General features: G+C 49.8%; 1 pseudogene. It reads right to left on the bottom strand.

Features of this window, described 5'->3' with window-relative positions:
• Window positions 1-578 (bottom strand): annotated as a pseudogene (gene aceE, locus ACTXGO_RS15955) (pyruvate dehydrogenase (acetyl-transferring), homodimeric type); the annotation flags it as partial.

Genomic DNA, 578 nt, shown 5'->3' with positions numbered 1-578 from the left:
TTGTCGAGCTTTTCACGTCCTGCCAAGGATATCGCGCCCAAGCTCTCAGGCTCATCGGTCTCGCCATCTCCTAAGAATGCCCAAATCTTACGACCTTCAGCTTCTAGTAGACCGCGGTTTTCCATATAACGGTGCACGTGCGCGTGATAGATCGACATAATGGGGCCAAGACCCATAGAGACGGTTGGGAACTGCCAATAATCTGGCATCAAATACGGATGCGGATAGCTTGATAGACCCTTACCACCGACTTCACGGCGAAAGTTATCAAGCTGTTCTTCATCGAGGCGACCCTCTAAATAAGAGCGGGCATAAATACCCGGCGCTGAGTGACCTTGGTAATAGATCATATCCCCGCCGAAATGGTCGCTTGCGGCGCGAAAAAAATGGTTAAAACCGGTCTCATACAATGTCGCACTAGAGGCAAAAGTCGCTAAATGACCGCCCAAATCATCGTCATTCTTGTTAGCGCGCATCACCATAGCGAGCGCATTGTAGCGAATCAAAGCGCGAATTTTGCGCTCGATAGTGTGATCGCCTGGGTACATCGGCTCATCTTCGACAGCGATAGTATTAAT

It is taken from the genome of Psychrobacter sp. T6-1 (assembly GCF_052258445.1).
This window is presented reverse-complemented; position numbering and strand designations above follow the sequence as displayed.